Below are 24,156 nucleotides of genomic sequence, written 5' to 3' on the forward strand. Positions count from 1 at the left end.
GTCGTACAGAAGTCGGGGTCAGCGACGTATGCTCGAGCACTTCAAGTGATTGTCGAAGTTAAAGCCGGTGTTGAAACTCGCAACACTCGCGTGGAGCGACGGTCACACACCGTCACGGACGCCTGTGGGGGGCGAGTTTCGAGAGCGCGCATGAGTGTGAATCTCAGGGGCCCGTATGTACGGCTGAAGTCGCCGAGGATTCCCGATTGAGATCGTCCCTCTCGGATGCACAAGTGGGCTTATCCACTCGGGCTGGCCGGTGAGACAAACCGGTTCGCCGCCACGTACCACCGCCAGGAGCGCTCCACCCCCTTGGAGATGCCGATGCGTGAGGACCGGGCCACCTGTTCGTCGTCCACGGAGTCCCCGTCGGCAAAAAACAGCGGACGGGCCGTCAGGCGCGTCTGGTGAAACTCGCCGTCAATGCCGAACGCCTCGGCCAGCTTCCCGGGCCCGTTCGTCAAATCCACCCTGCGGTCGACGCCCCGCTCCGTCCGCATGTCCTGGAGGCCCTCCTCGGGCTCCACCGCCCGGACCAGCACCGCGCCCGCCGTCCCCTCCGGTTCCGTCACCACGTTGAGGAGCCAGTGGACGCCGTAGATGAGGTACACGTACGCGGTGCCCGGCGCGGCGAACAGGTCTTGGCCCCGCCCCTGACCGACCACCTCACCGGTCTCCGGATCACGCGAGAGGTGCGAGGCGTGGCAGGCCGGGTCGTCCTCCGTATAGGCCTCCGTCTCCACGATCCGCCCGACGAGGCGGGTGCCCGTCGGGGCCTCGTGGACGAGACGGGCGCCCAGCAGGTCCCGGGCAACGGAGACCGTAGGCCGGTTGAAGAAGGATGCGGGAAGAGGCTCCATGTCAGGGTGAACAGTTGGCAGGGTGGTCGGTAGATCCGGGCGGCACAGGTATCTGCGCACTTGTTGCCCGATTGGTGTTATGCCCCCTCCCTCCTCGACGGCGACCGTCATGGACGCGGCGTTCAAAGCCGGCGCGTTGGAGACGCTCCTCCTCGACGTCCCCGAGGCGCACCTCCGCCTTCAGCCCCACGACGAGGCCGATCGCATCCAGGTCCGTGGCGCGGTGCCCGGCGCCGATGCGGACACCGCCCGCCGATTGTTCGACCGGAAGGAGATTTCCACACATCAGTCGGGCGACCGGTTGCACGTCTTCGGGCGTCGCGTCTCCGAGGGCATATCGGATTGGCGCAAGCGCCTAAGCCGCCCCACCGCCGTTCGGCTCGACGTCTTCCTCCCTCCCAGCCTGGACGTCACTGCCCACGCCTTCGGTGGGACGGTCGAGTCCTCCAACCTGGCCGGCAGTGTCGACCTGACTGCCCCGGGCGGCTCGGTGTGCGCCACCGGGCTGACGGGGCCGCTCCGGGTTCGGGGAAGCGGCGGCGACCTCACGGTCCAGGACAGCACCGATGCCGCCCTTACCGCCCAGTGGGCGGCGGGCACCGTCCGCCTCGAACGCCTCCAGAACACGTCCGTCACCCTGCAGGCACGGTCCAGTCCCACCACCGTTGAGGACCTGAACGGATCCGCCGACCTGTCCGTCCACGGCGCGGCGCTGACCCTCTGGCACCTGACCGGCCCCTGCAAGGCCCAGGTCCGGGGCGGGGCGCTCACCTACCGGGGCGCCCCCACTGAGAATACCATCCTTCGGGCGGTCGGCGGCGCCCTCCACACGCACCTTCCGCACGACCACGCCGCGGGCCTGCTTCTTACAGGCTCGCAGGTGGCCCTCGGCGACGACTTTGCGTTCGAGGGGGAACGAACGGCCCACCGCATCGAGGGCCGGCTCAACGGGGGCGGAGTCGCGTTCGAGGGGCGGGCCGTTCAGGGAGCGGCGCAGTGCCGCGCATTGTCCGGGGCGTAGTTGGGCGCGGGCCTTCTCCCTCAAGTGGTCCGCTCGATCGCCAGCGCCACGCCGCCGCCCGTCCCGTGGCAGATGGAGGCCATGCCCATCGTGCCGTCGTGCTGCCGGAGGGCGTGGAGGAGCGTCACCGTAATCCGCGTCCCCGACGCCCCGATGGGGTGGCCGAGCGCAATCGCGCCGCCGTGCACGTTCAACCGGTCGTACGGCACATCGAGTTCGCGGTGGAAGAGGATGTTGTTGATCGCAAAGGCCTCGTTGTTTTCAAAGAGGTCGTAGTCGTCCAGCGTCGTGTTGGTCGCGTCGAGCACGTTGTGGACCGCCGGAATGGGGGCCTCCGGAAAGCGCCACGACTCGCGCGCCGACCACCCCCCGCGGTGCACCTTCGCGAGCGGCGTGAGGCCGTGCGCATCCACCGCGTCGGCGCTGGCGAGAAGCACCGCCGCGGCCCCGTCAGAGATTTGGCTGCTGTTGCCCGCCGTCAACACGCCGTCCTCCGCGAAGGCCGGCCCCAAGTTCGCGAGCCCCTCCGCCGTCGTGTCCGGGCGGATGCCCTCGTCCGTCTCCAGCGTCTCGGGCCCCGAGCGCGTGTCGTACTCCACCGGGGCAATCTCATCATCGAACCGGCCTTCGTCTGTGGCCTCGGCGGCCCGTTGCTGGGAGGCGGCCGCAACCTCGTCGAGCGCCGCCCGCCCGATGTCGTGCTCCGCACAGAGCCGTTCGGTCTGCTCGCCCATGGCGGTGCCGGTCTCCGGGTCACTCAGGCCGTCGCGGTGCATGATGTCCTGCAACTGCTCGCCCCCGGGCGAAAACGTGTAGCCCCATCGTGCCCCGGAATCCAGGTAGAAGCCCGCGTCGGACATCGCCTCGGTGCCCCCCGCTAGAATGAGATCGGCCTCCCCGGCCTTGATCATCGTCGCCCCGTTCATAATCGACATCATGCTGGAGGCACACACCATGTCTACGGCGTACCCGTCGACGCTCTCGGGGATGCCCGCCTGGAGCGCCGCCTGACGCGGCACCAACTGCCCCTGCCCTGCCCGAAGCACATTGCCGAAGATGTAGAGGTCGAGCCCGCCGCCATCGACCTCGGCACGGTCGAGCGCCGCCCGCATGACCGGCGCGGCGAGGTCGACAGGTGAGTGGGTTTTGAGGGCCCCGCCGAGGCGCCCCATCGGGGTTCGGGCAGCCGCGGCAATATAAACATCACGCATAGCGAAGCAGGGGAGTTGGTGAGAAAGCAGAAACGGGGTGACAGAGAAACGGGCGCGTCAGTCCTCCCGATCGGTCCGGAGTTGCTCCCGGAGCGCGGCCGGGTCCGTGACCGGCGCCTCACACCGGAACGCCTCGCAGACGTACGCGGCGGCCCGGCCGTCCACGGGCGTTTGCGATTCCGTAAACGGGGCGAGGGCCGTGATGTCCGCGTCGCCCGGAGGACGTTGCAGCGTCACCGTGGTCGGGGTGTAGTCGTCCCGAAGCACGTCGATCAGGGCATTGGTGTCGTCCGAATCGGGCTCGCCCGCCACCACGACCTCCCGCGGGGTGCCCAGCGCCCAGTGCAGCCCCGAGAGCATCGCCGTAAACCCGGTCGGGCGGCGCCGGGCGGTCGCCCCGGCCCACCGGCTCAACGCCGCCGCCCGCTCCTCAAACTCGGTGCGACCGGTGAAGCGGGCCAGCCGCAACAGGTTCATCAGCTGCACCGAGTTGCCGGACGGCAGGGCACCGTCGTTCGCCTCCTTCGGGCGCACGATGAGGGCCTCTCCATCCTCGGGGGTCATGTAGAAGCCGCCGCCCTCGGCGTCCCAGAAGCGATCCAGGGCCGCCTCCATGTGCTCGACCGCCGCCCGGAGCCAGTCGGCGTCGAACGTCGTCTCGTACAGTTCGAGGAGTCCCCAGATCAGAAACGCGTAGTCGTCGAGGGTGGCCTGGATGCCGGCCTCGCCCTCCCGGTACCGGTGGAGCAGGCGCCCGTCCGCGTCGTGCATCGTGTCGAGCACAAACCGGCCCGTCTGGACGGCGGCCTCCTCGAACTGGGCATCGTCAAAAACGCGGGCGGCCTTCGCGAGCGCCGCCGTCATAAGGCCGTTCCAGTCCGTCAACACCTTGTCGTCGAGGCCGGGACGCGGACGCTCGGACCGCGCGTCGAGCAGGACACGGCGGGCCGTTTCGAGATGGTCTCGGAGCACATCTACCTCCATTCCTCGCTGCTCGGCCGCCGCGGCGAGGGACTGGTCGCGGTGCAGCACGTTTTTGCCGGTCCGCTCGCCCGTGCGCTCCTCCTGATAGTTCCCCGCCGGCGACATGTTGTAGACGTCAATCACGAGGTCCGCCAGGGCGGGCTCCAGGTGCTCTCGAATGTCCTCGATCGACCAGACGTAAAACGCCCCCTCTTCCATGTCCCCTTCCGCGTTCAAACTATCGGCGTCCTCGGCGGAGAAGAACCCGCCGTCCGGGGCCTGAAGGTCGCGGCGGACGTACGTAAGCACCTCGCGGGCCGTGCGCTCGTACCGGTCGGTGCCGGTCGCCTGGTACGCCTCCGTGTACGCCAGGACATGCATGGCCTGGTCGTACAGCATCTTTTCGAAGTGGGGAAGCTTCCACTGCTGATCGGTCGAATACCGGTGGAAGCCGTATCCCACCTGATCGAAGAGGCCGCCCCACCGCATCCGGTCGAGCGTCGTGGTAACCTGGTTGAGGGCCGCCTGCTCGCCCGTACGGTGCCAGTGGCGCAGCAGAAAGAGCAGGTTGTGCGGCGCCGGAAACTTCGGGGCCGACCCGAACCCCCCGTGCGTCCGATCGAACTGCTGGGCGAGCTGCCGCGCCGCGTCGTCGAGGAGCGTCGGCCCGGGCGCGTCCCCGTCCGTCTGGTCGTCCCCGATGCGTTGGAGCCGGTCGGTGACCTGCTCGGCGTCGTCGAGAAGCTTCGCCCGGTCGTCGCTGTTCCAGAGCTGCTTGACCCGCGGCAGCAGGTCCATGAGGCCCGTCTGCTGAAACCGCCCTTCTTTCGGCAGGTACGTCGCCGCGAAAAAGGGCTTCCGGTCCGGGGTGAGGAGCACGGTCAACGGCCACCCGCCCTGCCCCCGCATCATCTGGCAGACGTCCATGTAGATGCTGTCGACATCGGGGCGCTCCTCGCGGTCCACCTTGATCGGCACGAAGCCGTCGTTGAGGAGCGCGGCCACGTCGTCGTCCTCGAAGGACTCCCGCTCCATGACGTGGCACCAGTGGCACGTCGAGTACCCGATGGACAAGAAGATGGGCTTGTCCTCCTCGCGCGCTTTCGCGAACGCCGCGTCGCCCCACGGGCGCCAGTCGACGGGGTTGTCCTTGTGCTGGCGCAGGTACGGGCTTTGCTCGTCGGCGAGGCGATTGGGCATGGCGTCGTCAGTGTGTTGGTGAACCTGAGCACGCGGACACGCTCCCTGGGCCCTACAGGATTTGGCCGAAGTGGACGGCGTTCAGGAAGAGGCCGTTGGTGCCGTACCAGAAGGCCCGGAAGTTGGGGTTGTCCATGAAGAGGATGACCTGCCCACCGCCCACCTCGTGGGCCTCAATGGACGCGGCGCCCCGGGCTTGTTCGGTCTGCTCGTCGGAGAGGTAGCCGCTCAGGCGCGGCGTGGCGTCGTAGGTGCCCACGCTCGCCCCCGGCTCATCGCTCGGGTCGTAGAAGCCCGTCCCCACACGGAAAACGGGCACGCTCTCGTCGTAGCCGTAGGCGACCGGGTGGGTGGGGTCGAGGTTCGTTTCGAAGATGGAGCCGCCAATGCCCTGTGCCCCATAGGCATTGTCAAGGTCCGCGTACGACTGGTCCTGAACCAGCGAGTCCACGTCCAGCTCGCGCTCCTCCAGGTCCACCATGCCCTGTTCGATCGGCCACTCCACGGCGTCCTCCACGCCAATGAGCGTGCCGCCGTTCCGGACCCAGTTCTCGATGTCGTCGGTGGGCAGGTCGTTGAAGCTGCCGCCGGCCAGCACCATGGTGTTGTAGCGGTCGAGGTCCGCGTACTGCACGTCGGACAGGTCGACCAGCGACACCGGCACGTTCATGCGCTCGCTCAGGAGGTGCCACACCTCTCCCGCGTTGTAGGCGCTCGTGCCGCTGTAGCGGGAGCCGCCGCCGGTCCCCGTAATGATCGCGACCTTCGGCGGGTCGAGAATGTCGGAGCCCGCGCTGCCGAGATCCGGGCCCTGCGGGGTCATCCCCTGGTCCACGGCGTAGACGTCCACGTAGTCGTCCTCGGCGATGCGTTGGACGACCTGGTGGATGCTGTCGGCGGCCACGCCGCGCTGTTGGACCTGCACGACGATGGCGCCCCGGTCGAAGGACTGGGACGATCCGTTGACGCGCGCCGTGAACGGCTCGGTCATCACGCGGGGACGGATGTCGTTGTTGTGGAGGCGCTGTACGGCCCGCGGGGCGTAGTACTTGCCCCAGGGCAGCACGTAGGTGTATTCGGAGCGTCCCCCGACGACCTCGCCACTTTCGTAGCTCGGATCCTGAAGCCGCTGCCCCTGCGCCGGCGCGTCGGAGACGGCCGCGTGCTCGACCCCGAAGGCCAGCGGGAGGCTCCAGGTCGACACGTCGTAGAAGATCGAATCGGGGTACGTGGAGGTGCGCTCCATCGCCGCCTTCACGAAGCGGCCCTGCGGCTGGTCGAGCGGAACCATGTAGGCGTCGCCCGGCCGAAAGGTGGTTCCGTTGGCCTGAACCGACTCGTCGAGGTCAAACATCCGGACCTCGTGACGGTCGAGCACCTGCGCCAGGGCGCGGGCCCGGGTGGGCTGCGCCGACCGGTCGACGAGGAAGGCCTCGGTCTCGGTGTCCTGCAGCGCCTCGTCCCGGTTGGCAAAGAAGTCGCGCTGATACTCCAGCAGATCGGTCCGCAGTTCCACGACGGCCCGCATCGTCGAGAGCGAGGTCATGAACTGATTGCGCACCGTGAAGGGATAAGTCAGCTCGCCCTTGCTCGTCTCCTTCCGCAGCGCCCGCGAGGAGGCCTGCTCGAAGAGAATCCCAATCGAGCCGTTGATGTCCGGGTACGTCGATCCCTTTCCGTAGTAGAAGTCGTCGAACGTCTCCCGGGTGTAGTAGAGGGACCCGATCTGGTCGAGGTACTCGCCGTGGCGCTCCGCGATGCGGCCGGTCAGCTCCTGATTCATCTCCGGGGTGTTGGGGTTGGTGCGGCTCTGCACGCCCGGCTGGAAGAAGTAGGTCGCCTCCGATCCCATCTCGTGGAAGTCCGTGAGCACCTGCGGCTTCCAGTTGTGGAAGTAGTCGAGCCGTCCCTGCGAGGACGGGTGCTGTGCGGGCAGCCAGTCCCGGTTCAGGTCAAACCAGTAGTGGTTGGTGCGCCCTCCCGGCCACGGCTGGTTGTGCTCGCGGTCCTGCGGGTCGGCCGTGGGCGTGCCCCCCCGGTTGCCATTGACCCAGTCCACGAAGCGGTCGCGCCCGTCGGGATTGAACATCGGGTCGATGAGGGTGACCGCGTTTTCGAGGGCCGCCTCGACGTCCGGCCCGCTGCCGGCCGCCAGGTGGTACAGGAGCAGAATCGCGGCCTCCGTGCCGCTCGCCTCGTCGCCGTGGATGCTGTACCCCATGAGGACGACGGCCGGGCGGTCCTGCAGGTCCTCGTCCGACACCTGGGTCGGCGCGGTGGCGGCGCGCCGGTTGGCGCGTTGGATCTGGTCGAGGTTTTCCTGATTGTCCGTGCTCGTCACGACGGCGTGGATGAGCCGCCGCCCCTCGTAGGTGCGGCCGTGCTCCCGAAGTTGCACCCGGTCGCTGGCCGCCGCCACCGCCTCAAAGTAGCGCACGACCTGGGCCGGACGGGTGTGGCGCGTGCCGATCTCGTGGCCGATGACCTCCGTGGGGGTGGGGATGGCGTCGTCATAGCTGTCGGTCCCCGGGAGCGGGGTGTCCATGGCGAGCGGGAGGTCCTGGCCGGACGCCGGCGCCGCTGTGAGACAGAGGCCGACGAGAATTGCCCCGAGAGCCGCGAGGCGCCGGAGAGACGATCGAGGAGACATGAGTGCGCAGGGTGCGTCGAATGCGAAGGCAGAACGAAGGAAGCTGAAGACAGATGTAGTATACCGATTCACTACGGCAGGTGAAATGACAGCCTCGTGAAAAGAGAGCCGCGCTCGGGAATGCACTCAGGGCTGAGGGTCTTCGGGGAGGCTGAGCCCCACGTGCACGTCCATCACATTTGTATGGGTCGGCCCCGGGCGCAGGAGGTGATCGATGGCGTCAAAGAACGGGTACGCATCGTTCTGCCGAAGGTGATCTTTGGGATCGCAATCGACGGCGCGGGCCTTTTCGGTCGTCATGGGGGTCGCCCAGGCCCCCGCCGCGTCCGTCGGGCCGTCGATGCCGTCGGTACCCCCACTCAAGAGCACCGTCGGCCGGGACGCATCCTCCATCGCCAGGGCAGCGCCCAGAGCCACCTCCTGGTTGCGCCCTCCCTTGCCATCGCCCGTCACCGTGACCGTTGTCTCTCCCCCCCACAGCCAGCAGGTCGGGGAATCGGGGGCTGCCTGGAGCATGGCCTGAACGTGTGCCTTGCCCACCGACCGCGCCTCCCCTTCTACCTCTTCCGCCTCCTGTCGCACCGCATACCCACGCGCCTCGGCCGCCTCCCGGGCCGCCGCGAGGGCCGTCCGGTTGGTTCCCACCAGCGTGTTCGACGTGCGCTCGAAACAGTCCGCCTCCGGGCCGGGCGTCTCTGGACGACGCCCGCGTGCACCCGTACTGAGACGCGTGCGCACTGGGCCCGACACCTCGGTCCACAGGTCCCGCGTGTAGAGCACGCGCATAGCATCCTCGTACGTGGTGGGATCGGGAACGGTAGGCCCACTTGCAATAACAGACATATCGTTCCCGACGACGTCGGAGACGATGAGGCTGCCCACGTCCGCCGGGGCCGCCGCCCGGGCAAGCTGGCCCCCGCCCGTCTGCGTCAGGTGCTTGCGCACCGCGTTCATCTGCTGGATGTTCACCCCGCTGCGCAGCAGAAGGTGGTAGGTGCGCTTCAGGTCCGCGAGGGCCATGCCGTCGGCCGGCAGCGTGCCGAGGGCCGTCCCGCCCCCCGACACCAACACGAGAAGCAGCTCGTCGGCCCCCGCGGCTTCGGCCTGCTCCACGATGCGTCGGGCCCCACGCACCCCCGCCTCCGTCGGGAGGGGGTGGCCGCCTTCCACCACGGTCCCCATCGTGGGGGCCGGACACGACGCCGGAAGGTGCTCCGGGTACCCCTCCGGCACGATGGCGTACCCGTCGGTCATGGCATCGCCGAGCACCTGCTCGACGGTCCCCATCATCGCCATGGCGGCCTTTCCGAGCCCGACGACGCGGATTCCCTCGTAGTGGCCTAACGGTTGCGGCGCCCACGCGTCCGGGTCGGTCGAATTGAGCAGGCGGTCGGCCTGTACGCGGCGGACGGCCGCACGGAAAATGGCCTTCGCGTCCGCGGCGGTGGTGTCGAGAAGATCCGGGGTTGACACGGTCGACTGCTCGCTTTGAGGAGGAAGATCGCAATTTCGTACACGTCGTTGTCGCCGGGAAGTGTCCCGCACGGGTCCCGGCGGCGAAAGATCGGCCGTGGGTTGGGGCCCGCTCCACGGTTCGATCCGGACCACATCGCGCACAGGAATCTCAATCGCGGCTCTGGGGTACAGAGCATCAAGTCAGGCCTCACGCGCGGCGTTGGCGCAGCGTGCACTGGATCGACTGGAGAGGGTCTCTCATGTCCTCAATTCCGGATGGCGACGCCAGCACCGGCACAAGCAGCTCAGCCCCCTCAGGCGCGGCGCAGCCGCCCGCGGTGCCCGAGACCTGCGCCAACTGCGGGCAGACCTTCGTGGGAGACTACTGTCCGGCCTGTGGACAGCGGGCGGAGCCGGAGCTTTCCATCATCAGCATTCTCGGCGGGTTCGTCCGCGAGCTTATTGACACGGAACGCGGGCTCTGGCGAACCTTCAGGGACCTCACGCTCCACCCCGGTACGGCCGTGCGGGCCTACCTGGCGGGGGCACGACAACCGTTCACGAACCCGGGGCGCTACCTGCTGGTCGGCGCCATCGTCACTACAGTCGCTTCTGCAGCGTTGCAGGGAATTGGTGCCCCAGACCACAACATTGGACGATTCGCTGTACACGTCGCACAGGGCTTTACGAAGGGCGCGGCCGAGGATTCAGGGGAAGCAGCGGCCGCCTCTCTCGAAGGAACCGCGTGGGGCGCGGCCGTTCAGGATCTCGAGCAGCTCGGCGCGTATCCTGCTCTGGCGCTCGTGCTGATCGCGGGGCTCGTTGGGCTCCTTTACTGGGCTTTGTTTCGCCGAGACACGAACGTTCCGGCCGAAGCCTTCGCCGTCGGGACGTACGCCACCGCCCACGCGGTCATCCTCTACCAGTGTGCCGACTGCATCCTCGAACTCCTCGTGCACCACGGAGCGCTCGGGGCTCGACTCTCGACTGCGTTCGATTGGGGATCCCAGGCGCTTCTCTTCGTCTATCCGGGTGTTCTTACGTACGGATGCTTTGGGGCAAGCGTGTGGAACGGAATCAAGGGAAGCCTCGGATTGGCATGGGGATACACTGAGGCCGCTCCGGTGTCAATTGTGGGCCTCGCAGGATACGCCGAATGGCTGCTCTGGGCGTATCCGGACGCCTACTCTGGGAGCGGACCTGGTGGGGTTATCGTAGCGGTGGCATTCGCGGCCGTTCTTCTTCTCGTGCATGGAGCCTTTGAACTCTATGCTCGCTACCGGCACGGGGGGCACTCGGCCTAGCGCCTCCCGCTCATCGCCTCGCAGGGAACGGGCGTCCGGTGCCGTCCGGAACTGCGGCGAAGCTAAGAAGTGAAGGCGCCGTACGTTATCGTCGAGATGCACCCACCTCAGTCATGGAGAATACGTCCACCAACGGGGAGCCCGCCCGCGCCGAAAAATCGATCGGCCGCCTGCACGTGCTGACCGACTTCCACCTTCAGCAGGATCGCTCCCACGCCGAGCTGGCCCGCCTCGCCATTCGGGGCGGGGCCGACACCATTCAGTTTCGGCAGAAGCACGGCGGCATCCAGAACAAGCTCCTGGAGGCGCGCAAGGTCGCCACGGTGTGTGCCGACGCCTCCACGCCGCTCCTGATCGACGACCATCTCGACATCGCGCAGGCCACCGATGCCGACGGGGTGCACCTTGGGCAGGACGACTTTCCGATCGACGCGGCCCGCTCGGTGCTGGGCCCCTCCCCCATCATCGGCGGCACGGCCAGCAAGCCCCACGAGGCAGCGGAGGCCTACGAACAAGGGGCCGACTACATCGGCTTCGGGCCGGTCTTTCCCACGACCTCGAAGCGCAACCCAAAGTCCGTGAAGGGCCCCGACGGCCTGGCCGACGCGTGTGAGGCCGTTCCCATCCCGGTCATCGCAATCGGGGGCATCACCCACGATCGGGTGCGGAGCGTTCTGGAGGCGGGCGCCCACGGCGTCGCCGTCTTGTCCGCTGTCGACACGGCCCGCAACCCCGAGCAGGCGACCGCCCGCTTCCGGGCCGCCATCGACGGCGTGCTTCGCGAGGCGGACTCGTGACTCAGGAGGAACGCGCGCCTGCCCGCTGAAGGGCCGCCACGAGCCCATCCGGAGACGGCTCGTCCGCCACCGCCTCCACGGCGTGCCCGTCGCCCTCTAGGGCCTCCGCCGTGGTCGGCCCGATGGCCGCGAGCCGATGGGCCTGCACGTCTACCCCCTCCGCGCGGGTCACCGCTTCCAAGCCGGACGGGCTGAAAAAGACGAGCCAGGACGCCCTCCCCCGCGCCGGCACGTCGAGATCAGTGCGGGCGTGCGTCTCGTACACCACCAGCTCGTCGAAACGGACCTCCGCGGCCCGCAGGGCCTCCGGCAACGTCTCACGCCGTCGATTCCCGGACAGGAAGAGCAGGGGCGCGTCCGGATCGTCCTTGACGATGCGCGCGGCCAGGGCGTCCGCAGTGCCTGTATCGTCCCCGCGGGCACGGAGTCCCAGCGCCCGCAGGCGGGCCGCGGTTTTCGGCCCCACCGCGTACGCCAGGCGGTCCGCCCATCCGTCCGCGAGTGCTTCGTGGGACGCAAACACCTGTTCGAGGGCGACAGTGGCCCGCGGACTGGTGGCGAGGAGCCCCGCGTACGGGTCGGGTGCGGCCAGCCGGTCGCGGAGCTGTGCCTGTCGGGGGAACGTGAAGGCGAGTACAGGCTCGCAGACCGCCCGCAGCCCCGCCTCGCGCAAGGCGGCCCGGTACCGGTCCGGGGCTTCATCGTCCGCCGACCGGAGAAGGATGACGTCGGGAGCGGCGCTCATGGTCGATGCCAGATGCCCGCAGGGCCACGCGAGACGGGGTCTCAATCAGGGCCGGAAGGGAGAGTTCGACGTCCCCTCCCGGCTTTCGCCGAGCACGTCGTCGAGGATGTGGTCGCCCCCCATCGCCAGCAGGTCGGCAGCCAGCTTCCGCCCGACGGCCGCCCCGTCCTCCGGCGCGCAGCGCCGCTCGTCGCGGTAGTGCTCGCTGCCGTCGAGGGCGGCAATGCAGGCGTCCAGCACCAGCGTGCCGTCGTCGATGTGGGCCCACGCCCCGAGCGGCACCTGACACCCCCCGCCCACCTTTTTCAAAAAGGCCCGCTCCGCGTTCGCGGCATGCCCACTGGGGGCGTGGTGGAGGGTCTCCCGAAGCAGGTCGCGGAGCGCATCCTGATCCTCCCGGCACGCGATGCCGAGCGCCCCCTGCCCCACCGCCGGCACAATGAGCGACGGATCGATCCGGTCGCGAATGTGAAGCGACAGCCCGAGCCGCACGAGGCCCGCCACCGCCAGCACCATTCCCGTCCAGTCGCTCTCGCCCAGTTTCTCGAGGCGGGTGTCCACGTTGCCCCGAACCGGCACGACCTCAAGGTCGGACCGCCAGGTGAGCAGCTGGGCCGTGCGGCGGAGCGAGGCGGTCGCCACCGTGGCCCCCTCCGGCAGGTCGTGGAGGTGCCCGTCGAAGGACGGGTGCGCGACGAACGCATCCCGCGGGTCTTCGCGCTCCCCGATCGCGGCTAGTGCGAGCCCCGACGGGACCGTCGACGGGATGTCTTTGAGGGAGTGGACGGCCAGATCTACACCTCCCTGGAGCAAGGCACGGTCCAGCTCCTTGGTGAAGACCGCCTCGTCCCCGATCTCCGAGATGGGCGTGTCCGTCGCCTCGTCGCCGCGCGTCGTGATGGTCTCCAGCTCGACGCGGTGCCCAGCCGCTTCGAGTCTCGACCGCACGACGTTGGCCTGCCGAAGGGCAAGTTCACTACCTCGGGTGCCGAGAACAAGCGGGTCGGAAATCGACATGCCCAGTCCAGGGAAACTCAAAGAGAATGCGATCGGCACTCCGCACGTCTACGGCACAGTTCCCCTCCAGCCGTGCGGGGCACGGTTGAGACGACGGCCAACGGGCCCTCCTACCCGCCGCGGACCTCTTCGGAATGAGACGCGGCCTGATGCGCGGCCGACAGGCGAAGGGCCTTTTGCACCTCCTCCGTTTCCGTTCCGTCGCCTCCAGGGTCGTGGGTCATGTAGGGACAGCGGGACGGGGCCTCGCCCAAATCGGGCGTATCGGCGTCGGGCGCCTCCGCCAGGGACCGGCCGGCATCGCTCTCGTCGGACGGTGCAAACAGCGCGTGGAGCAGCTCAATGCCCTGGACGAAGTCGATGCTCTCCGGGTCGACGTTTTTGAGCCGCACGATGGGGACCGCCAGCAGCTTCTGCATGATCGACTCCGTGAGGCGGTCGACCTCTTCGCGGTCCATGCCCGTGCGGTGGGCGTGGCGGTCGACCTCCTGTTCCCGAATCGTGTCGAACGTGCTGCGGATGGCCTGGATGGCGGGCTGGAGGGCCTGCTGGTGGAACACCCAGGTCACAAAGTCCTCAAGGAGCTCCTCACAGATGGACTCCGCCTCGGGAACGGCGTCGGCCCGCCGCTCGCGGACCTCCGCGGTCCAGGCCTCCAGGTCGTCCAGGTCGTAGAGGCGGTACCCGGGGCGCTCGTCCACCGCCGGATCCACGTTGCGGGGCATCGCCACGTCCACGACGAGGGTCGCCTCGTCGGGGGCCGGCAGCGCGGGGGCGTGCAGGACGGGGTCGGACGCGCCCGTAGCAACCAGCGCGAGATCCGCGGTGGCCACGGCCCGGTGGCGGTCGGCCCACGGCTCGGTGTCGCCCCCGAACGGCGAGGCCACTTCACGGGCCCGGTCGGGCGACCGGTTCACGACGGTCAGCGACGCAAGGGATTCGTCCGCGAGGGCTTCCAGGGCGAGACGTCCCATCTTGCCCGCCCCCACGAGCACAATCTCCGTGTTTCGAAGCCCTTCGCCGCCGGCCTCCGAAAGGTCTTGGCGTGCCATCTCCACGGCCGCGGTCGAGACCGACGCGGCCCCGCGGCCCAGTCCCGTCTCCGAGGAGACGCGCTTGGCGGCCCGGAATGCGGTGTGGAAGAGCCGGTGCATCACCGAGTGAATCCCGCCAGCGTCCACCGCCCGCTCGTAGGCCGCCTTGACCTGAGCGAAGATTTGGCGCTCGCCGAGCACCACGGAGCGGAGGCCACTCGTTACCTGCAGCAGGTGCCGGACCGCGGCCTCGTCCCGCTCCTGAAAGGCCGTTTCTTCGGGCCACCGGGTGCCGCCCCCCTGCCCGATCAGGGCCTTCACCTGGCGCAAGTCCGCCTCGGTGCCGTAGAGGTAGGCCTCCGTGCGGTTGCAGGTCGACAGGACCACGACCTCCGCGTCGGCACTCAGGCTCAGGTTTGCGTACAGGGCCTCTTGTTCTTCTGCACTAAGCGCGAACGTTTCGGTCTGCTCCAGCGAGGTGCACTCGTGATTAAGCCCGACTGCGTAGAACCTCATAGAGCCCGTTGAAAGACACAAGCGTTCGATGCAAACCTGTTACACGAGGCAAGGGGCGCTGTTCGCAACCAGGGTTGAATAAGGCGTCAACGCCCGGATGCGGACAGGGGGCCGTCCCCATCCGGGGCAGTGAGGAGGGACAAGACGATTTCGGAGGAGGACCGGGCGGCCTCCTGCATGAACGCCTCGAAGTCGACGTCGGACGTGCCGTCCGCATGGTCCGAGATGGCCCGCACCACGAGGTACGGCACGTCGTTCATCGCGCAGACCTGCCCCACGGCGGCGCCCTCCATTTCCACACAGTCCCCTTCAAGCTCCTCGCGGAGCTGATGACGGTCGGCTTCGTCCTCAATGAACCGATCCCCCGTCAGCACGCGCCCAGGGGTAATCCGGTGATCGGGCAGGTCAACCGCCAGTGCACGGCGACGCAATGCAGCATCCGTCTTAAAGAAGCGAAAGTCGGTGAACGGAACCTGTCCGCGCGGCAGCCCGAGGAACTTGACCACCACGTCGTGCTGCACACAGTCGGTCGCCACGACGACGTCACCGATATCGAGCGCCGGATTCACCGCCCCGGCCGAGCCGGTACAGATCACGGCCTCGGCGTCGAACGTATCGATCAGAATTTGTGTGCAGAGGGCGGCATTCACCTTCCCAACGCCCGCCCGGACAAGGACAAGATCGTGCCCGTGCCACGACGCCTCATGAAAGGCAAGTCCCGCCCGCTGCGTCGAGCGCAGGATCTCGCAGCGGTCGAGATACAGCTCCATTTCGACGTCCATCGCAGACATGATGGCCAACGGCATACGGACGCACACCTCAACTATTACTTTAAATACCGGCTTACAGGGCGACGGTAGACGACGCGACGTTCCATGTCGGCGACCAGCCCGAATACCGCCCCAATGGCACCACATGCGAGGGCGATGATGGTGCCATAGCGCACGCCTAGTTCACTTCCCGACACAAGCGAAGTGCCAATGACAATGCCGCCAGGAATTGCACTGATGGCAGATTCAGATACAACACCACCACCGCCTACGAGTGCCTCAATCTGCTGTACGTCCTCAATTGGGCGAGAGCGCGTCTTCTCGGATTCTGGCAGACGGGATGATTCCCAACGACTCGCCCCGCCCGGATCCGTGTGGAGCCGATAGCGAATGGAGTCTCGGGACAGGCGAACGTATTCGGCATCCTTGTCCCGATTCCCTGAATCCCAGACGATGGTCGCGTCGGACGATTCGAGGACCCGATTGATTTCAGAAAGTCTGGTGGGGGGCTGGGCAATCTCAGAGCTACCCGCACAGCCGGTCAGAGTTGGGACCAAGAGGACGAGAAGGAGACAATAGCAGCAACAGCGCATCAGAGAGGGGCGTTGTGCTCCAGTCCGCTTCGCCCCACTGGGCCGCCTGGATCACCCTTCAAGTAACACTCGAAGTCTCCCAGCGGATCAGGCCTACCGCACGACCGACCCGTCCTCCGCCTCCGTGGTGACCGGCACGAACGTACCATCCGGCTCCTCGGCCATGAGCACCATGCCCTGGCTCTCGAACCCAAACATCTCCTTCGGCGCCATGTTGGCGACGACGACCACCTCCAGCCCCACCACGTCGTCGGGGGCCATTTGCTCGGCCACCCCCGCGAGGATCTGCCGCTCCTCGAAGCCGAGGTCGACCTCCAATCGAAGCAGCTTGTCGGCGTCGGGCACCGGCTCGGCGGTCGTTACGGTCCCGGCGCGCAGGTCGAGCTGCGTAAAGTCGTCGAACGAAATGTTGTCGCTGAGGGCTTCGTAGTCCATGTCGGTGGTGGATGATGGGTCCGTATCTCGTTCAGCGGCCCGATCGCGGAGCTTCTCGATCTGGGCTTCGATGGTGTCGTCGTCGATTTTCTGGAAGAGCGGCTCCGGGTCGGGGCCGCTCGGGATCGGGTGTCCGGCGGGCAGAAGGGGCGCCCCGGCGTCTTCCCAGCCTACGGCGCCGGCGGGATCGTCGTCGGGGGTGCTGGTCCGCACATTCTCGAGCCCGATGCGCTCCCGAAGCGTCGCCGCGGCACTGGGCAGCACCGGCTCGAACAGAATGGACAGCGCGGCGCACACCTGCAGGCTGACGTGGATTGTGTTGGCGCAGGCCTGCGGGTCGCTCTCGTGGGTGTGCCACGGCTCCGTGTCGTTGAAGTATTTGTTGCCGCGACGCGCCAGCGCCATCGTCTCGAAGACCGCGTCCCGCGTGCGGTGCTCCTCGTAGGCCGCGCCCACAGTATCGGGCACCTCGGCCATCCGGTCGAGCATGACCCGGTCGGCCTCGGAGGGATCCTCCAGCGGCGGGACCGTGCCGTCGAAGTAGCGCTGCGCAAAGGTGAGCGTCCGGTGCACGAAGTTGCCGAAGACGTTGGCGAGCTCCCCGTTCACGCGCTGCTGAAATCCCTCCCAGCTGAAATCCGCGTCCTTCGTCTCGGGAAGGGTCGTGGCGAGGGCGTAGCGGAGCAGATCGGGCGCGTGCCGCTCGTCCGCAAAGTCGTCGAGGTACTCGTGGAGCCAGACCGCCCAGCCGCGGCTCGTGGACAGCTTCTCCCCCTCCAGGTTCAAGAACTCGTTGGCGGGCACGTTGTCCGGCAGGACGTAGTCGCCATGCTCCATGAGCATGGACGGAAACATGAGGCAGTGGAAGACAATGTTGTCCTTGCCGATGAAGTGGACGAGGCGGGTGTCTTCATCCTGCCAGTAGTCGGTCCACGCGTCGGGCTCGCCCTGCTCCGCGGCCCACTCCTTCGTGGCCGAGATGTAGCCGATCGGGGCGTCGAACCACACGTAGATGACTTTGCCTTCTGCCTCCAGCCCGTGCCGCTCCGCCACGTCGTCGGGAACCGGCACGCCCCAGAGCACGTCGCGGGTGATGGCGCGGCCCTTGAGCCCCTCGTCGAACCAGCTCTGTATCTGCCCGACGACATTGTTTTTCCACTCCGGATGCGAGCCAATCCATTCTTCGAGTTGGGGCTGGAGCTCCCCGAGGGGCAGGTACCAGTGGGTGGTCTCTTTGAACTCCGGCGTCGCGTCGGTGAGCGTGCTCTGCGGGTTCTCCAACTCCGTCGGGCTGAGAGACGAGCCGCACTGCTCGCACTGGTCGCCGTAGGCCTCCTCGAAGCCGCAGACCGGACACGTCCCGATCACGAACCGGTCGGCCAAAAACATCTCGGCCTCCGGGTCATAGAGCTGCTCGTCGGTTTTGAGGTCGAAGCCCCCGTTCTCGTCGAGCACCCGGAAGAAGTCCTGCGTCGTCTCCGTGTGGGTCTCGCTGGAGGTGCGCCCGTAGTAGTCGAAGCTCATCCCAAACCGCTCGAAGTTGTCGCGGATTTGGGGGTGATAGGTGTCGATGATGTCCTCCGGGGTTCGGTCCTCCCGAATGGCCCGCATGAGGATGGCAACGCCCATTTCGTCGGAGCCGCAAATAAAAGCCACGTCTTCCCCCTTCAGCCGCTGGTAGCGCACAAAGAGGTCCGCCGGGAGGTACGCCCCCGCCAGGTGGCCGATGTGGATGGGGCCGTTGGCGTACGGAAGGGCCGCGGTGACGAGGAGACGCTCGGAAGAAGTCGGATCGGCCATCAAACCAAAGTCGCAAGTACGTAATCGTTACGGCATGCCTGGGATTGCGTATTTCATATTGCGTGAGCCCACAGCTCGGGGAGAAGTACGCAATCCGCATCACGCAATACGAATCGGAAACGGGCGATCTGTCCCGAAGGGCCTGGCCCGTTCCGGGAAACAGCGGGACGTCTCAGTTAAAGCTCACCCCGTCGAGCGGGTCTCCCTCCTTCTTTCGGAGGGCCTCCTCCGCGAACCAGGCCTCCTCCACCTCCTGGGTCGTGTCCGGAAGGTCCTCGTGGGGCTTTTCGTAGCCCTCGATGTCTTTGAGCCAGACGAGCGTCTTGGTCCGCATCGTGCCGTCTTTCGCCTCGAACTCGATGTCTTCTTCCCGGGCGGCACACGTTCCCTCGGCCTCGCCGTACACGCCCCCCAGCTTGGGGTGGCGCAGCAGGATGCGAACCCGCTCGCCGTAGTCGAATCGGCTGTCCTCGAAGTCGGCCTCGCTGTAGGTTGCCACGGGTCGTTGCGATTCTTCGCGGGAGATTGGAGCAGTCATACCAACCGGTGGGCACTTCCACCAGATCCAAGTATATGAATCAGCGGGTGCTTCTGCGTGTTCACGACGCGTGAGCCCCTCGTGAAAACAGGGACGACTCGTTTCTTCGCTCACACTCCGGCCGCCTCATGTCCACCCCCAGCTTCTCCCCCCGCACGGCGACCGTCGAGCGCACCACCGCCGAGACGGATGTGTCCGTCGCCCTCACCCTCGACGGCGACGGGAGCTACGACGTCGACACCGGCGTCGGGTTCTTCGACCACATGCTGTCCCTCTTCGCCAAGCACGGCGCGCTCGACCTCGAGGTCCGGTGCGACGGCGATCTGGAGGTGGACGACCACCACACGGTCGAGGACGTGGCCATCGGCCTCGGCCGCGCCCTCGACGACGCCCTCGGGGACAAGGCCCACATCGCCCGCTACGGCCACGCCTACGTGCCGATGGACGACGCACTGGCCCGGGCCGTGGTGGACCTCTCGGGGCGAAGCTACTGCCACCTGGAGGCCTCCTTCGAGCGGAACCAGGTCGGCGGCCTGTCGACGGAACTGGTCGAACACGTGTGGCGCTCCGTGGCCGATCACGCCCGCTGCAACCTGCACCTGACCGTCCTCCGCGGGCACAACGCCCACCACAAGATTGAGGCCCTCTTCAAGGCCGCCGCCCGTGCCCTTCGCACGGCCGTGCGCCGCCGGGCCGACCACGCCGAGGTGGCCTCCACGAAGGGGACCCTGGCCTAACCCAAACGACGGCGGGCTGGGAGCGAGCCGGTCTAGGGGCTGTTCTGCGCCCTTCGCTCGGTCCTCACGCCTGTGCACGGTCCCATTCTCGACGCGAGCCCTTCTACGAAATACGCCCGCTCCCCCATGCTCTCAAACGATACGGTCGCGGTCATCGGCGCCGGCAACATCGGCCACTCCCTCATCGGCGGCATGATCGGCGGCAACCTGATCGAGACCGAGGACGTGATCGCGACCCGCCGGACCGGCTCGGCCCTCGACGCGCTGGCCGAAGAGTTTCCCGGCCTGCGCACCACGACCGACAACGTGGAGGCCGTCCAGGACGCCTCCATCATTCTGCTGACCATCAAGCCCCAGAGCCGGGCCGAAGTCATTACCAACATCCGCGACCACGTGGACCGCGACGTGCTCGTCATCAGCGTGCTGGCCGGCATCACCAGCGAGCGGCTCCAGCTCGGGTTTGGGCAGGACCAGCCCGTAATCCGTGCCATGCCGAACACACCGGCCCTCGTGGACGCCGGCGCGACGGCGCTCTCCCCCGGCACGTACGCGACCGACGCCCACCTGGAGAAGGCCCGGGCGATTTTCGAGGCCGTGGGAAACGCCGTGGTCGTACCCGAGGACCACATGGACGCCGTCACGGGGCTGTCGGGGAGCGGCCCGGCGTACGTATACATGTTCATCGAGGCGCTGACCGATGCGGGCGTGAAGCAGGGCATGTCCCGCGAAGACGCCTCGACGCTGGCCCGGCAAACGGTGTACGGCGCCGCCAAGCTGGCCATCGACACGGACAAGCACCCTGCGATCCTGCGCGATGAGGTCACCACTCCCGGCGGGACCGCCATCGCCGCGGTGTCGTCGCTCGAAGAGCACGGGCTCCGCACCATGCTGATCAACGCCGTCGGCACCGCCACCCAGCGCTCCGAGGAGCTCAACGACGAATAGCAGTCCCCCCCAGCCTCGGCGCCCACCAGGGGTCAGCGCCCCGTCCCTCCCGCCTGAACTGATTGTTCTGCCCCTTCCTCCCCATGACGACCATCATCGACTACGGCATCGGCAACCTTCGCTCGATCGAGAAGGCCTTCGAGACCGTGGGGGCGACGGTGCACCGCACCGACGACCCGGCGGCCATCGCGGAGGCCGAGCGGCTCGTGCTGCCGGGGGTGGGGGCGTTTCGGGCCTGCATCGACGAGATTCGACGGCGCGACCTGGAGGGGCCGATCCACGACGCCATCGGCCGCGGGGTCCCGTTTCTGGGGGTCTGCGTGGGCATGCAGCTGCTCTTCGAGACCGGCTACGAGAAGGGTGAACACGAGGGGCTCGGCGTCCTGCCCGGGCATGTCGCCCATTTTCGGGAGACCGATGCGGGCATGCCCGACGAGCTGACGGTTCCGCACATGGGATGGAACGCAATCGAGCCGACCCGCGACCACCCGCTGCTCGACGAACTGGGGGCCACGCCGTACGTGTATTTCGTGCACTCCTACCACCCCGTGGCGGAAGACGCCGACGACGTGCTCACCACCACGTCCTACGGGCACACCTTCCCCTCCGTGGTGCAGCGCGACAACGTGTTCGGCGTGCAGTTCCACCCCGAAAAGTCGCAGGCCGCCGGCCTCGGGCTGCTCGACAATTTTGCCGCGCTTCCGACGACCGAGGAGGCCGGCCGGACAGTCTCTACGTAGGACGAGACCGCCCTGCACGCTACTCCATCCTGTCCGGGCCTAAAGCAGCTGAATCAACAGGAGGACGAGAAAGCCCACCCCGCCCGCAGCGACGGTCAGAAATCGGATTGCGGTGTCGACGGAATTCTCCATGAGGCTGAATTCACCAACGCGGGACGTTCGGTGCACCCAATGCTTCGTGGGGGTGACGAATGCCCAAAAAGGGTGCCAACGCGCACAGTGCGCGGATCCGCCCCCATTCAGGATTCTCAGCAGCCGTTCAGGGAGTCAGGCTCGTAACTCTTACGAGCCGCCGGTCCGTCGCGGAGGCGTTCTTGCGGCCCCCAACAAAAAAAGCCCGCCCCGGAAGGGACGGGCTCGGGTCTTCTCGCATCGGGTGCGCCGTCGTTATCCGACCGGCGAGGCGTTGAGGGCGCTCAGCCCCTTCTCCGTTCGCTCGGTCTCGAACGCAACGGTCTGGCCTTCGCGCAGGTCGTCGCCGCCCGTCGAACCGGTGATGTTGCTTACGTGCAGGAAGACGTCCTCACCGCCCTCCTCGGGCTCGATGAAGCCAAATCCCTTCTCGGTGTCAAACCACTTAATCGTTCCGCGTTGCATACTGTAACCGTCGTTGTGTTTGTTGGTGCGCTCCGCCGGTGCAACGCACGCATCCGGGGTGCTCGGGACGGCGAGGCAGCGAAGGAGACGCAAATGTAATATTGAGTTGTAGGTCCCATTCGCGGTCGTCTTCACAGTTCCGGATCGGTCCCGCCTGGGCGCTTTCTTCACCCAGTTCCCGTTTTCCGGGCCGGACTGGGCGGCGGAAGAATGGGGGGCCCCACGAACATTGCGTCGCCTCGTGAATGGAAGTAACGGTTCTCGCGCGAGTCTCCTCCTCACGTCTCCCAGTTCATGCCCCTCGTCATTCCCGCCATCGACATCCGCGACGGCCGGTGTGTGCGCCTGCACCAGGGCGACTACGACAACGAGACCGTGTACTTCGAGGACCCCGTCAAGATGGCCAAGCTGTGGCGCGTGCAGAATGCGCAGACGCTCCACGTGGTCGACCTCGATGCCGCCCGGGGGGAGGGGGAACACAACCGGGACGTGATCGGGAAGATGTGCGACGCGCTCGACATCCCGATCCAGCTCGGGGGCGGCATCCGCTCCATGGATCAGATTGAGGCCGCCCTGGACCGGGGCGTGTACCGCGTCATCCTGGGCACCGCGGCCGTCCGCAATCCCGACTTCGTGGAGCGGGCCGTGGAGCAGTTTTCGGCCCGGCGGGTGGTCGTGAGCATCGACGCCCGCGACGGGGAGGTGCGCGTGCAGGGCTGGACGGAGGGATCCGGGCTCGACGCCGTCGCGTTCGCGAAGGACATGGAGCAGCGGGGCGTGCGCCGTCTCGTCTACACCGACATCAGCCGGGACGGAACGATGGACGGCCCCAACATTCAGGCGTACCGCACGCTCGGCCGCCAGCTCGCCCACGCCAAGGTTACGGCGTCCGGCGGCGTGGGCGAGCACGACGACCTGCTCGACATTCAAACGCTCCAGCCCTACGGCGTCGATTCGGTGATCGTGGGCACGGCGCTCTACGAAAACCGCTTTCCGTGTCAGCAATTTTGGGCCTGGCAGGACAAGGACGCGGTGGACCTGGACACGTTCTCGACGGCGTCCCTCCGATAAGCCCCTCTTCGTTTGTCCCCTCGTCTCCTTTCGCCCCTGTATGCCCCTCGCGAAACGCATCATTCCCTGCCTCGACGTGGACGAAGGCCGCGTCGTGAAGGGCATCAACTTCGTCGACATCCGTGACGCCGGCGACCCGGTGGAACAGGCCCGCACCTACGACGCCGCCGGGGCCGACGAGCTGGTGTTTCTCGATATCACCGCCACGCACGAGGACCGCGACATCATGCACGACGTGGTGCGGCGCACCGCCGATCAGGTGTTCATTCCCCTGACCGTGGGCGGCGGGCTCCGCTCGGTCGACGACATGCGGGCGATGCTCCAGGCCGGGGCCGACAAGGTGGCCATCAACTCCGCGGCCGTGAAGGACCCGGACCTGATCGCCCGCGGCGCCGACGCGTTCGGGGACCAGTGCATCGTGGTGGCCATCGACGCGAAGCGGCGGGACGGCGACGGGCCCGCATGGGAGGTGGTCGTCCACGGCGGCCGCAAGCCGACCGGGCGGGACGCCGTGGAGTGGGCCGCCGAGGCGGAGGCCCGCGGGGCCGGCGAGATTCTGCTCACCTCGATGGACCGGGACGGCACGAAGGACGGGTACGACCTGGCCCTCCTCCGCGCCGTCACGGAGCGGACCCAGATTCCGGTCATCGCCTCCGGCGGGGCCGGCACCCTCGAGCACCTGCGGGAGGGCCTCGTCGACGGCGGGGCCAGCGCGGTGCTGGCCGCCTCGATCTTTCACTTTCGCGAGCACACCGTGGAGGAGGCCAAAGACCATCTCCGCGACGCCGGCCTGCCGGTTCGGCCTGCCCTGAACAACTGGACCGACCGATATGCCCCAACGGACTGATTCCTCCTCCCCCACCACGGCCGCTCGCCTGCTGAAAGGAGCGGCCCTTGTGTTTTCCATGCTCGGGGGCGGGATGGCGGCCTGGGGCGTCGACAAGTGGGTGCGCTACCCCGAGGCCCGCGCGAGCCAGTTCGGGTTCGAGGCCCCGCTCTGGCCCGCCTTTACCCTGTTCGTGCTCGCCGCCACGGCCGTGGGGGTCCGGCTTCTCTGGATCGCGGCCGGGCGCGTCGAGGACGGCGAGGACCTCTTCGCACAGCGCCACCGTCGCCGCCGCTCCGACCCGCCGCCCCCGCCGGAGTCGGAGTAGCCG

At 67.5% G+C, this 24,156-nt stretch carries 21 protein-coding genes; 9 read left to right on the top strand and 12 right to left on the bottom strand.

Translation table 11 applies throughout. The annotated features are described in order from the left end of the window. Nucleotides 1–239 precede the first annotated feature (239 nt). Nucleotides 240–860 (bottom strand): DNA-3-methyladenine glycosylase, encoded by a 621-nt coding sequence (locus SRU_RS08160; protein WP_011404292.1) that lies wholly within the window; start codon nucleotides 858–860, stop codon nucleotides 240–242. A 79-nt stretch (nucleotides 861–939) separates the two neighbouring features. Between SRU_RS08160 and SRU_RS08165 the strand changes: the two genes are divergently transcribed. Further along, nucleotides 940–1,881, top strand: coding sequence for a hypothetical protein (locus tag SRU_RS08165; RefSeq protein WP_011404293.1), 942 nt, complete (start codon nucleotides 940–942; stop codon nucleotides 1,879–1,881). 20 nt (nucleotides 1,882–1,901) lie between these two features. On the opposite strand, the gene SRU_RS08170 is transcribed toward SRU_RS08165, so the two are convergent. The 4 genes from SRU_RS08170 to SRU_RS08185 all read right to left on the bottom strand — a co-directional run bounded on the left by SRU_RS08170 (nucleotide 1,902) and on the right by SRU_RS08185 (nucleotide 9,378). Further along, nucleotides 1,902–3,092 carry a thiolase family protein gene (locus SRU_RS08170; RefSeq protein ID WP_011404294.1) on the bottom strand — a complete coding sequence of 397 codons (1,191 nt, stop codon included), beginning with the start codon at nucleotides 3,090–3,092 and terminating at the stop codon, nucleotides 1,902–1,904. A gap of 57 nt (nucleotides 3,093–3,149) precedes the next feature. Further along, nucleotides 3,150–5,255, bottom strand: coding sequence for a thioredoxin domain-containing protein (locus SRU_RS08175; protein ID WP_011404295.1), 2,106 nt, complete (start codon nucleotides 5,253–5,255; stop codon nucleotides 3,150–3,152). Nucleotides 5,256–5,307: 52 nt separating this feature from the next. Further along, entirely contained in the window at nucleotides 5,308–7,800 is a 2,493-nt protein-coding gene (locus SRU_RS08180) for a M14 family metallopeptidase (RefSeq protein ID WP_237701678.1), read from the bottom strand. Nucleotides 7,801–8,031: 231 nt separating this feature from the next. Next, on the bottom strand, nucleotides 8,032–9,378 hold the full coding sequence (locus tag SRU_RS08185; protein ID WP_237701679.1) for a glycerate kinase type-2 family protein: 1,347 nt from the start codon (nucleotides 9,376–9,378) through the stop codon (nucleotides 8,032–8,034). A gap of 242 nt (nucleotides 9,379–9,620) precedes the next feature. Here SRU_RS08185 and SRU_RS08190 point away from each other — a divergent pair, with 242 nt between their 5' ends. Continuing rightward, on the top strand, nucleotides 9,621–10,664 hold the full coding sequence (locus SRU_RS08190; protein WP_112904059.1) for a DUF3667 domain-containing protein: 1,044 nt from the start codon (nucleotides 9,621–9,623) through the stop codon (nucleotides 10,662–10,664). A 113-nt stretch (nucleotides 10,665–10,777) separates the two neighbouring features. Next, a complete protein-coding gene (gene thiE, locus SRU_RS08195; protein WP_011404299.1) occupies nucleotides 10,778–11,461 on the top strand; it encodes a thiamine phosphate synthase in 684 nt (227 codons plus the stop codon). 1 nt (nucleotide 11,462) lies between these two features. Here the strand turns inward: thiE and SRU_RS08200 are convergent, their stop codons facing one another. The 6 genes from SRU_RS08200 to SRU_RS08225 form a co-directional block, all read right to left on the bottom strand. After that, entirely contained in the window at nucleotides 11,463–12,206 is a 744-nt protein-coding gene (locus tag SRU_RS08200) for a uroporphyrinogen-III synthase (RefSeq protein WP_112904061.1), read from the bottom strand. Between the two features lie 45 nt (nucleotides 12,207–12,251). After that, a complete protein-coding gene (gene hemC / locus SRU_RS08205) occupies nucleotides 12,252–13,223 on the bottom strand; it encodes a hydroxymethylbilane synthase (RefSeq protein WP_011404301.1) in 972 nt (323 codons plus the stop codon). A gap of 110 nt (nucleotides 13,224–13,333) precedes the next feature. Continuing rightward, complete coding sequence (hemA, locus tag SRU_RS08210; protein ID WP_103015525.1) at nucleotides 13,334–14,773, bottom strand: glutamyl-tRNA reductase; 1,440 nt, start codon at nucleotides 14,771–14,773, stop codon at nucleotides 13,334–13,336. Between the two features lie 86 nt (nucleotides 14,774–14,859). After that, nucleotides 14,860–15,579: a 5'-methylthioadenosine/adenosylhomocysteine nucleosidase gene (locus tag SRU_RS08215; RefSeq protein ID WP_221231473.1), complete on the bottom strand. Its 720-nt coding sequence runs from the start codon at nucleotides 15,577–15,579 to the stop codon at nucleotides 14,860–14,862. A 650-nt stretch (nucleotides 15,580–16,229) separates the two neighbouring features. After that, a complete protein-coding gene (metG, locus tag SRU_RS08220) occupies nucleotides 16,230–18,371 on the bottom strand; it encodes a methionine--tRNA ligase (protein ID WP_011404304.1) in 2,142 nt (713 codons plus the stop codon). 172 nt (nucleotides 18,372–18,543) lie between these two features. Then, on the bottom strand, nucleotides 18,544–18,870 hold the full coding sequence (locus tag SRU_RS08225; RefSeq protein WP_112904067.1) for a hypothetical protein: 327 nt from the start codon (nucleotides 18,868–18,870) through the stop codon (nucleotides 18,544–18,546). Nucleotides 18,871–19,037: 167 nt separating this feature from the next. Between SRU_RS08225 and hisB the strand changes: the two genes are divergently transcribed. From hisB to hisH, 3 genes are all read left to right on the top strand, one after another. Continuing rightward, nucleotides 19,038–19,646 carry an imidazoleglycerol-phosphate dehydratase HisB gene (gene hisB, locus SRU_RS08230; RefSeq protein ID WP_011404306.1) on the top strand — a complete coding sequence of 203 codons (609 nt, stop codon included), beginning with the start codon at nucleotides 19,038–19,040 and terminating at the stop codon, nucleotides 19,644–19,646. 126 nt (nucleotides 19,647–19,772) lie between these two features. After that, a complete protein-coding gene (proC, locus tag SRU_RS08235) occupies nucleotides 19,773–20,591 on the top strand; it encodes a pyrroline-5-carboxylate reductase (RefSeq protein ID WP_011404307.1) in 819 nt (272 codons plus the stop codon). Nucleotides 20,592–20,674: 83 nt separating this feature from the next. Then, nucleotides 20,675–21,331, top strand: coding sequence for an imidazole glycerol phosphate synthase subunit HisH (gene hisH / locus SRU_RS08240; protein ID WP_011404308.1), 657 nt, complete (start codon nucleotides 20,675–20,677; stop codon nucleotides 21,329–21,331). 387 nt (nucleotides 21,332–21,718) lie between these two features. Here hisH and SRU_RS08245 read toward each other — a convergent pair whose 3' ends face one another. Beyond that, complete coding sequence (locus SRU_RS08245; RefSeq protein WP_043552331.1) at nucleotides 21,719–21,928, bottom strand: cold-shock protein; 210 nt, start codon at nucleotides 21,926–21,928, stop codon at nucleotides 21,719–21,721. A 294-nt stretch (nucleotides 21,929–22,222) separates the two neighbouring features. Between SRU_RS08245 and hisA the strand changes: the two genes are divergently transcribed. The 3 genes from hisA to SRU_RS08260 are packed head-to-tail and all read left to right on the top strand — an operon-like array spanning nucleotide 22,223 to nucleotide 24,153. Beyond that, entirely contained in the window at nucleotides 22,223–22,999 is a 777-nt protein-coding gene (hisA, locus tag SRU_RS08250; RefSeq protein ID WP_011404311.1) for a 1-(5-phosphoribosyl)-5-[(5-phosphoribosylamino)methylideneamino]imidazole-4-carboxamide isomerase, read from the top strand. A 40-nt stretch (nucleotides 23,000–23,039) separates the two neighbouring features. Continuing rightward, the gene (gene hisF / locus SRU_RS08255; protein WP_011404312.1) at nucleotides 23,040–23,846 is read left to right on the top strand and encodes an imidazole glycerol phosphate synthase subunit HisF; all 807 of its coding nucleotides are present in this window, start codon (nucleotides 23,040–23,042) and stop codon (nucleotides 23,844–23,846) included. After that, nucleotides 23,830–24,153 (top strand): hypothetical protein, encoded by a 324-nt coding sequence (locus tag SRU_RS08260; protein WP_013062050.1) that lies wholly within the window; start codon nucleotides 23,830–23,832, stop codon nucleotides 24,151–24,153. Before hisF ends, SRU_RS08260 begins: the two co-directional genes overlap by 17 nt. Nucleotides 24,154–24,156 lie beyond the last annotated feature (3 nt).

It is taken from the genome of Salinibacter ruber DSM 13855 (assembly GCF_000013045.1).
In the GTDB taxonomy this organism is placed as follows: Bacteria; Bacteroidota; Rhodothermia; order Rhodothermales; family Salinibacteraceae; genus Salinibacter; species Salinibacter ruber.

Bases quoted from the DNA above. Each gene is read 5' to 3' on its own strand.
- thiE (WP_011404299.1), top strand. From the start codon at position 10,778: ATGGAGAATACGTCCACCAACGGGGAGCCCGCCCGCGCCGAAAAATCG.
- SRU_RS08180 (WP_237701678.1), bottom strand. From the start codon at position 7,800: ATGGACACCCCGCTCCCGGGGACCGACAGCTATGACGACGCCATCCCC.
- SRU_RS08260 (WP_013062050.1), top strand. From the start codon at position 23,830: ATGCCCCAACGGACTGATTCCTCCTCCCCCACCACGGCCGCTCGCCTG.
- SRU_RS08245 (WP_043552331.1), bottom strand. From the start codon at position 21,928: ATGCAACGCGGAACGATTAAGTGGTTTGACACCGAGAAGGGATTTGGC.
- hisH (WP_011404308.1), top strand. From the start codon at position 20,675: ATGACGACCATCATCGACTACGGCATCGGCAACCTTCGCTCGATCGAG.
- SRU_RS08200 (WP_112904061.1), bottom strand. From the start codon at position 12,206: ATGAGCGCCGCTCCCGACGTCATCCTTCTCCGGTCGGCGGACGATGAA.
- metG (WP_011404304.1), bottom strand. From the start codon at position 18,371: ATGGCCGATCCGACTTCTTCCGAGCGTCTCCTCGTCACCGCGGCCCTT.
- hisF (WP_011404312.1), top strand. From the start codon at position 23,040: ATGCCCCTCGCGAAACGCATCATTCCCTGCCTCGACGTGGACGAAGGC.
- hemA (WP_103015525.1), bottom strand. From the start codon at position 14,773: ATGAGGTTCTACGCAGTCGGGCTTAATCACGAGTGCACCTCGCTGGAG.
- SRU_RS08170 (WP_011404294.1), bottom strand. From the start codon at position 3,092: ATGCGTGATGTTTATATTGCCGCGGCTGCCCGAACCCCGATGGGGCGC.
- SRU_RS08160 (WP_011404292.1), bottom strand. From the start codon at position 860: ATGGAGCCTCTTCCCGCATCCTTCTTCAACCGGCCTACGGTCTCCGTT.
- SRU_RS08215 (WP_221231473.1), bottom strand. From the start codon at position 15,579: ATGCCGTTGGCCATCATGTCTGCGATGGACGTCGAAATGGAGCTGTAT.
- hisA (WP_011404311.1), top strand. From the start codon at position 22,223: ATGCCCCTCGTCATTCCCGCCATCGACATCCGCGACGGCCGGTGTGTG.
- hemC (WP_011404301.1), bottom strand. From the start codon at position 13,223: ATGTCGATTTCCGACCCGCTTGTTCTCGGCACCCGAGGTAGTGAACTT.
- SRU_RS08165 (WP_011404293.1), top strand. From the start codon at position 940: ATGCCCCCTCCCTCCTCGACGGCGACCGTCATGGACGCGGCGTTCAAA.
- SRU_RS08190 (WP_112904059.1), top strand. From the start codon at position 9,621: ATGTCCTCAATTCCGGATGGCGACGCCAGCACCGGCACAAGCAGCTCA.
- hisB (WP_011404306.1), top strand. From the start codon at position 19,038: ATGTCCACCCCCAGCTTCTCCCCCCGCACGGCGACCGTCGAGCGCACC.
- proC (WP_011404307.1), top strand. From the start codon at position 19,773: ATGCTCTCAAACGATACGGTCGCGGTCATCGGCGCCGGCAACATCGGC.
- SRU_RS08175 (WP_011404295.1), bottom strand. From the start codon at position 5,255: ATGCCCAATCGCCTCGCCGACGAGCAAAGCCCGTACCTGCGCCAGCAC.